Raw genomic sequence first — 7,077 nt, 5'->3', positions numbered from 1 at the left:
CGTCACCCTCACGCAGAACCAACGCAGCAGCAGGACGATTCGCCATGCCTCATCATCCCAACCACCAACCGTAAATCAACTAACGACGCGCGGCACTAGCGACGAAGAGTGGGCACCGAGCCGGCGGCGCCCTCTCCTCGGTTTAGTTGATGACGACAAGCGTCGGATGAGACCAGTCAGAGGTCTTCGCGAGCGGTTCAACTGAGGTCGATGGCCGTGCGGAGGAACCGGAGCAGGACATCTGGCGTCAGTGCGCTCGTCGTGACATTCCAGATGTGCAATGCGGCACGGAGCATGTACGGCCGTTGTTCGATGAACCGCGGCCGGGCGAAGCCATGCGTACGGTCGATCGGCCCCAACTCATAGCTGGCGCTGGCGAATCCGCTGGCTCGGAATTCCAGAGCCGACCAGACCAGGCGGTCGCCCAACCGCTCGCAGACCAGATTCGCAACGATCCAACCACCCGCAGTAGCGATCGTCACGGTACCTCCGATGACATAGGGATCGTCCGCGCCGAGAAAGTCCTGGACATCTGACCAGAGGGCGACCTCGACATGAGCCTCCTGGAAGGACAGTCGCCACCTCACGCCTGCTTGGATGGCTGAAACGCGAGCGGCCGGGCCGGTCTTCAGCTCTACCTCGGGCAGCTCGGAGCGAGCCTCGTCGACCGCTGAAGCGATGATGTCATCGAGATCGGCGACGGCCTGCCTCATCTGCTCGGCCGCGCGTCGGGCCTGTGCCTGTTGCTGCTGCCGCTCGGCCTCGGCCGCGGTTGTTCGGATCTGCGCCGACAAGGCTGCTTGCTGGAGATCCGGGTACTCGTTGGTCCGAGCTATCGACATATTGCGCAGTCTGTCGCGGACATCGCGGGCGTCCTGCGGTCGCTGCGCCGGACCTTTGGCGAGAAGTCGCAGGAGAAGTCTGTCGAGTGCAGGACGGCCAGTGTTCGGCGCTGGCGGCGCAACCTCCAGATGCTGACGACGGAAGTCGTGCTCATCCGGGCCTCTGAACGGACTACCGCCAGTCAAAACGTCGTACGCCAATACGCCGAACGCATACAGGTCGGTCTTTACCGTGGCCGACTGATTGTTCCACACCTCCGGCGCCATGTACGGCCATGTACCCCCGCCTCGAAAGGTGTAGGTCGCCGTCGACTCCAGCAGGTCGCGCGCCATTCCGAAGTCGGCAAGCTTCCACCGCTCACCGATGCGAAGCACGTTGCCAGGCTTAAGATCCCGATGGAGCAGGCTCAGCTGGGCGAGTTCCATCAGCCCGTCGGCCACCTGGCCAACTGCGTCCAGCTTCGCGGCCGCGTCAAGTCCCCCGTTTCGGAGCGCGGCGGCCAGCGATGAGTCGCCCAGCGGCATCACAATGAACAAGTCGTCACCGGAGCGCCCAACGTCCAGTGGTGCCACGAGGTGCTTAACCTCGAAGCCTGCATCGGCGATCAATCGGCCAATCTCGACTTCACGCTCGCGCAAGCGCTCGAAGCCGACTCCACCGCCGGACGGCATCCGGACCCGCTTAATTGCGACTGCTTCGCCGTGGGAGCCTCGTCCGCGAAACACCTCTCCGAAGCCGCCAGGTTCGCCGATCCGGTCGTTCGGGTCGAACGCCCACTTTGTCCCGCTGTTGCCGACCACCGTGTCGAAACGGTTCAGAGCACGCGCCGTCTCCTCGACTGAATCTGCCATCTGCAGACCCTACCGCTGCCCGCAGCCGACCCGCGTAACGTCGGCTGGCCTGGTCCAGTGCATGCTACTTGCGCCCCAGCAGCGTCTGCCGCGCGTTCTATCGCCCGGGCGGTATGGCTACCACCAGCAGTACCTGTCCGACTTCAAGAACCCCAACGGCTACCGCTGCCACAGCAACACCGGAGTGCCGTTCCCGGCCTGAACCAAGTGAAGGGCGCCACCCGCGCGGTGGCGCCCTTTGTTTTGCACGTAGTGGCAACGGATGCCTGCCTGGCTGGACGGCGAGTAGGTCCCGAGTTCTTGCGCTTCGCGTCGGATGGGGTCTGAAATGGCTGGTGGAGCTGGCGAACGGGCCGCTCGGGGGTGAGGTAGGTCGACCACTGCAATCGCGGGTGCCGACGTGCTGACGTTCGGTCGCCACTCCGGTGGCACGCGACCAGCATGGAGGCACCCATGAAGTTCACCTCTCAGATGACCCGGCGCAAAGCGCTGGGCCTGGTAACTGCGTCCCTGATCATCTCCGCCGGCCTCATCACCCCGACGATCTCGTTGGGTGCGCCCGCCGGAGGTACCCGCTCGATCCCGAGCGGCGGAACGACGAGCATCCAGACACGTCCGTTCGGAGTGGACGGCCTTCAGCAGCCGGAGCTGCGGCCTGGAGGCAGGGAAGAGGAGGAAGGCGACGGCGAGGCCGGCGAGTTCACCCGTCCGCGCCCGGGGTTCAAGAACGGCAAGTTCCCGAAGAAGCCGCTCGACGCACCGGTCGTCGCGTCCAGCGCCGTGGCCGGCTCCAACGCGGATGTCCTGGCGAGCGTGAACGGCCTGACCCACCGCGACCAGCGCCTCGCCAACGGCGGCAACCAGTTCTCGCTCGAACCGCCCGACCAGGCGCTGTGTGTCGGCAACGGGTTCGTCGTCGAGGCGGTGAACAGCGTCCTGCGGGTCCGCAGTTCCGCGAACGCAGCCGCGCTGAGCGGGGTCCAGGACCTCAACACGTTCTTCGGCTACCCGCCCGCGATCAACCCGCACGACCGGCGTGATCGGGCCGCAGGTCATCGACCCGGTGTGCCTGTACGACCCGGACCACCAGCGCTTCATGGTGGTCCTCACCACCTTGGGCAGCCTGCCGAACGGCGACTTCACCGGCAAGAACACGATCGACCTCGCCGTCTCGAACACCGGCAACCCGCTCGGGACCTGGACCATCTACCACGTGCCGGCGCAGAACGACGGGACCGACGGCACGCCCGACCATGGCTGCACCGTTGACGGTGTCGTCCACGGCCCGTGCTTCCAGGACTACCCGCACATCGGCCAGGACGCCAACGGCGTGTACGTGACGAGCAACGAGTACGACCTGTTCGGGCCGGGCTTCAACGCTGCGCAGGTCTTCGCGTTCTCGAAGGTACAGCTCGCCGCCCATCCCGCCAGCATCAACATGACCCCGATCGAGAACCTCGCCGTCGACGGCTCGCCCGGCTTCACCGTCTGGCCCGCCAACTCGCCGCCGGGGAGTACTCCAGCGAACGGAACGGCACGGAGTACGCGCTGAGCACGATCGCCGGTGACGGCAGCGAGACCGGCAACCCGACCGGCACCGCGCGCCGCCTGGGCATCTGGGCGATCACCAACACCGCGTCGCTGAACACCGCGGCACCGGCGCTGGGGATCACGAGCCGGCTGACGAACAGCCAGACGTACGTCGTTCCGCCGGCATCGGACCAGAAGCCGGGCGACATCCCGCTCGGGGAGTGCATCAACGACACCACGATGCCGACACCGTTCGGTCCGGGGTGCTGGCAGGCGTTCTTCCTGCCCGCGGACGAGCCCGCGCACGACGAGGTGGAGTCGACGCCGGACTCGCTGGATTCGCGGATGCAGCAGACCTGGTACGTCAACGGGACCTTGTGGGGCTCCTCCGGTACTGCGGTCAGGGTGAACGGCGAACTCAAGGCGGGGATCGCCTGGTTCGCGGTGAGCCCGAAGATCAACGGCGCCGGCAAGATCCAGGGGCGAGTGACCAAGCAGGGTTACATCGCGCTCGCGAACAACAACCTCACGATGCCGGCCATCGCCTTCACCCCGGCCGGCAAGGGAGCGATCGCCTTCTCGGTTCTCGGCGAGACCAACTTCCCGAGTGCGGGCTACGTCCGGATCGACGAGAGGGGGTCGGTGGGGCCGATCCACCTCGCGGCCGCGGGGCTCGGGCCGGCTGACGGCTTCACGTCGTACAAGGCGTTCGTCGGGGATCCGCCGCGGACCCGATGGGGTGACTACGGCGCCGCCGTGACCGACGGGGCCAACATCTGGTTGGCGTCGGAGTACATCGGCCAGACGTGCACGCTGGCGGAGTACTTCCCTTCGCCCGACCTGGCCAATTTCGGCAGCTGTGGAGGCACGCGCACCAGTCTCGGAAACTGGTACACCAGAATCACCAAGCTGAGTCAGTGAATTCAACTGAGGGCGCCACCTGATGGGTGGCGCCCTCGGCTGCCCTGCCTGTCGAAGGCGGTGGCACCGGGCCATTCAGACGTGCAGCTCTGTGGGGAAGCCGGTCCAGCGTAGGTCGGTGGGTAGGTGTCGCATGTCGTTGTAGATCAGGACCGAGGAGGGGCGGCCGGGCGCGAAGCGGAGGACGGTCAGTGCCGCGTTGCAGTGGTTGAGAGCGAGCCACCGCCACTTCGGCGCGTCCAGGGTGTGCCGCACCAGCCAGGCGACCAGGAAGTTGTGGGTAATGAGCAACTGGTGCTGTACGTCGTTGCCGTCCACCGGCCCCGTGAACCGCTCCAGGGCGACGCGCGCCAGCTCAGCTCCGCTCTCGAGCTCCTCGGCGGTGAACTGCTGAAGAAAACGCAGCAGGAAGTCAGCCGAGTCCGCCGGCAACTCGTCCTCCGCCGGAGCGTAGGGGACATAGTCTCCGGCTGCGTCCGAAGCCTCCAGCGGGACGTCGTTCTTGAGCTCTTGGTGGACCAGGCGCGCGGTTTCAACTGCCCGCGGAAGCGGACTGTGATGAACAGTCGAAAAGGGAACGTCCTGCAGTCGCTGACCGAGCAGCACGGCCTGACGGCGGCCCTTCTCGCTCAACCCACTCTGATCCGGCAACGCCTCGGCATGCCGGACGAGGTACAGGAAACGGGTGGCCACTCCGTCAGCCTGGTGACTTGCCAGGCTCGATCTGCTGGGCGAGGTACTGCTGGACGCCGACGCGTTCGATCGCGTCGAGTTGGGACTCGAACCAGTCCACGTGCGTCTCCTCGTCGCGGACCATCTCCTCGAACACCGCCGCGGTGCCGTGGTCGCCGAGGTCGTGGCACTCCTTCGCGCCGGCGTTGAACTGCGCCACCGCGGCGAGCTCGCCCTCGAGCCCCAGCCGGAGCATCTCCTGGGCGTCCTCACCGACCGCCACGGCGCCGAGCTTCTGCAGGTTCGGGTGGCCGTCGAACAACAGGATGCGGCTGATCAGCGCATCGGCGTCCTTCATCTCGTCGATCGACAGGTCGTAGAAGGCCTTGCCGAGCCGCCCGAATCCCCAGTTGTCGAGCATCCTGGCCTCGAGGAAGTACCCGTTGATGACCGTGAGCTCGAGGGTGAGCGCCTCGTTGAGCAGTACGACGACGCGTGGGTTAACCGGCTGCACCTGCCACCTCCGTGATTGAGGCTGCCGAGACCGACCTCCCATGCTGGCACAACAACCGCTTCAACGAGAAGACACAGCCACCACAGTTCCGTCCCGCCCCGGTCGCCCCGCACACCTGCGCGAGCGTCCGGGCGCCGCGGTCGATGCTCTCGACGACGTCGCGGTCGCTGACGACCTCACAGTGGCAGACAATCACACAGGTGAGGCTACCCTAACCGCCCGGCGCTCGTCACTGTCCTGTCCATCACCTGGCTTGTTCAGAAGCGGTAGTGCAGGACGATGGTTCCCTTCCGGGACCACGCCGTACTGCGGGCCTGGGCCTTGTAGTAGAGGCGGAGGACGGACGGGAACTGGGCGACCTCGGGTTCGCGGCTGATCAGGATCTCCTTGATCAGTTGCAGCTTCGGGTTCCACTGCTCGAAGTCGCGCGGGTTGTCGACGCCGGGGAACTTGATCAGGTCCGCGACCGTCTTGGTGCCGCGTGAGTGCCTGGCCGCCCAGACGGCGAACTTGGTGTAGCTGTTGAAGACCAGGTTGCCGCTCGGGAAGTGCTCGACCAGCCGGTCCAGCAGTGAGGTCACCTCGTCCTGGCTGAGGAACCCGAACAGGCCGTCGGCCACGATGATCGCCGGCTTGTCGGAGGGTACGGCGTCCAGCCAGCCCTTCTCGTTCACGTCGGCAGCGATGTTGTGGGTGTGCGGACGCTCCGGGATCAGCTCACGGCGTGCGGTGACGACCTCAGGGAAATCGACGTCGTACCACTCGACGGTGTCCGGCGGGGCGAGCCGTTCCTGGCGGGTGTCGAGGCCGGCGCCCAGGTCGACACCGACGGCATCCGGGTGACGGTCGATGAACCTCGACGCCACCTCGTCCATCTTCTTCGCCCGGATGGTCGCGTTCAGGAGCAGGTTGGTGTCGATCTTGAGCTTCTCGTAGTCGTAACCCGAAGTACGGACGATCTGGTCGGCCATGGCATCGCCGAGGACCGGCGTCGGCCTGCGGTTGTCGAGTGCGCGGCAGCACAACGTCAACCACAGACTGTCCTCGAGCGGCGTGAAGGCCGGAAGCGTAGGCCCCATGACGGATCCCTCCGAGTGTGGTGGTGGACTTCGCACCACCCTTGCCGCTGCCACGCCGGGCGGCATCATCCATGTCGAGTGATTTCGGGCCGTCAGCCCATGGTCTTCTGGCCGTCGATCGTCTCGCGGATGATGTCGGCGTGGCCGGCGTGCTGCGCGGTCTCGGCGGTGATGTGCAGGAAGACCCGACGTACCGTCCAGAACACGCCCGGTGGCTGCCACGGCGCGGCCGGGAGTTCGTAGGCGACGTCGAGGTCGAGGGTGCGGACCAGGTCGTCGGTCGCGGCGGCGACCTTCTCGTACTCCGCGAGGACGCCGGCCAGCGTCTCGCCGTCGGTGAGCCGGAACTGGTTCTCCCACTCGGCGATCGCTTCCGGGGTGAACTCGGTCTCCTCGGGCGCGTCCTGGCCGGGACCCGTCTGGGCGAAGCTGGTCCACATCCGCTCGACCGCGGTGACGTGCTTGATCAACCCGCCGACGGTCAGCGCGCTGACCGTACTGCGAGTGTTCGCCTGCTCGTCGGTGAGACCTTCCGCGGTGTGCCGCAGGAAGTACCGATGCTTCGCAAGGAAGTCGAGAATGTCGGCCCGTTCACCGGTCAGAACCTGCTCGTTCGTCGTCATGCTTCGACCCTAGGAGCCGTAGCGGCCAGGAGGTGTCCTCTACT

General features: G+C 66.2%; 10 protein-coding genes. 3 read left to right on the top strand and 7 right to left on the bottom strand.

The features are described from left to right. Positions 1–197: 197 nt before the first annotated feature. Positions 198–1,694 (bottom strand): serine/threonine-protein kinase, encoded by a 1,497-nt coding sequence (locus E0H73_RS33415; RefSeq protein ID WP_131363124.1) that lies wholly within the window; start codon positions 1,692–1,694, stop codon positions 198–200. Positions 1,695–1,755: 61 nt separating this feature from the next. Between E0H73_RS33415 and E0H73_RS47520 the strand changes: the two genes are divergently transcribed. Further along, the gene (locus E0H73_RS47520) at positions 1,756–1,896 is read left to right on the top strand and encodes a hypothetical protein (protein ID WP_238164429.1); all 141 of its coding nucleotides are present in this window, start codon (positions 1,756–1,758) and stop codon (positions 1,894–1,896) included. An 834-nt stretch (positions 1,897–2,730) separates the two neighbouring features. Next, complete coding sequence (locus tag E0H73_RS46145; RefSeq protein WP_165555917.1) at positions 2,731–3,246, top strand: hypothetical protein; 516 nt, start codon at positions 2,731–2,733, stop codon at positions 3,244–3,246. On the opposite strand, the gene E0H73_RS33400 is transcribed toward E0H73_RS46145, so the two are convergent. Beyond that, complete coding sequence (locus tag E0H73_RS33400) at positions 3,176–3,451, bottom strand: hypothetical protein (protein ID WP_131363121.1); 276 nt, start codon at positions 3,449–3,451, stop codon at positions 3,176–3,178. The two genes, E0H73_RS46145 and E0H73_RS33400, sit on opposite strands and share 71 nt — an antisense overlap. A 13-nt stretch (positions 3,452–3,464) precedes the next feature. On the opposite strand from E0H73_RS33400, the gene E0H73_RS33395 reads away from it, so the two are divergent. Beyond that, positions 3,465–4,145 (top strand): hypothetical protein, encoded by a 681-nt coding sequence (locus E0H73_RS33395; protein ID WP_131363119.1) that lies wholly within the window; start codon positions 3,465–3,467, stop codon positions 4,143–4,145. 75 nt (positions 4,146–4,220) lie between these two features. Here the strand turns inward: E0H73_RS33395 and E0H73_RS33390 are convergent, their stop codons facing one another. The 5 genes from E0H73_RS33390 to E0H73_RS33370 all read right to left on the bottom strand — a co-directional run bounded on the left by E0H73_RS33390 (position 4,221) and on the right by E0H73_RS33370 (position 7,033). Continuing rightward, positions 4,221–4,838, bottom strand: a complete 618-nt coding sequence (locus E0H73_RS33390; RefSeq protein WP_202867681.1) for a histidine phosphatase family protein — start codon at positions 4,836–4,838, stop codon at positions 4,221–4,223. Positions 4,839–4,842: 4 nt separating this feature from the next. Further along, the gene (gene bfr, locus E0H73_RS33385) at positions 4,843–5,331 is read right to left on the bottom strand and encodes a bacterioferritin (protein ID WP_131363117.1); all 489 of its coding nucleotides are present in this window, start codon (positions 5,329–5,331) and stop codon (positions 4,843–4,845) included. Continuing rightward, positions 5,318–5,527, bottom strand: coding sequence for a (2Fe-2S)-binding protein (locus tag E0H73_RS33380; protein WP_131363115.1), 210 nt, complete (start codon positions 5,525–5,527; stop codon positions 5,318–5,320). The genes bfr and E0H73_RS33380 overlap by 14 nt, the downstream gene beginning before the upstream one ends. Positions 5,528–5,588: 61 nt before the next feature. After that, complete coding sequence (locus E0H73_RS33375) at positions 5,589–6,410, bottom strand: class I SAM-dependent methyltransferase (protein ID WP_131363113.1); 822 nt, start codon at positions 6,408–6,410, stop codon at positions 5,589–5,591. Between the two features lie 92 nt (positions 6,411–6,502). Further along, positions 6,503–7,033 (bottom strand): DinB family protein, encoded by a 531-nt coding sequence (locus tag E0H73_RS33370; protein WP_131363111.1) that lies wholly within the window; start codon positions 7,031–7,033, stop codon positions 6,503–6,505. Positions 7,034–7,077 lie beyond the last annotated feature (44 nt).

Origin of the sequence: Kribbella pittospori (genome assembly GCF_004331465.1) — a bacterium.
Taxonomy (GTDB): Bacteria; Actinomycetota; Actinomycetes; order Propionibacteriales; family Kribbellaceae; genus Kribbella; species Kribbella pittospori.
This window is presented reverse-complemented; position numbering and strand designations above follow the sequence as displayed.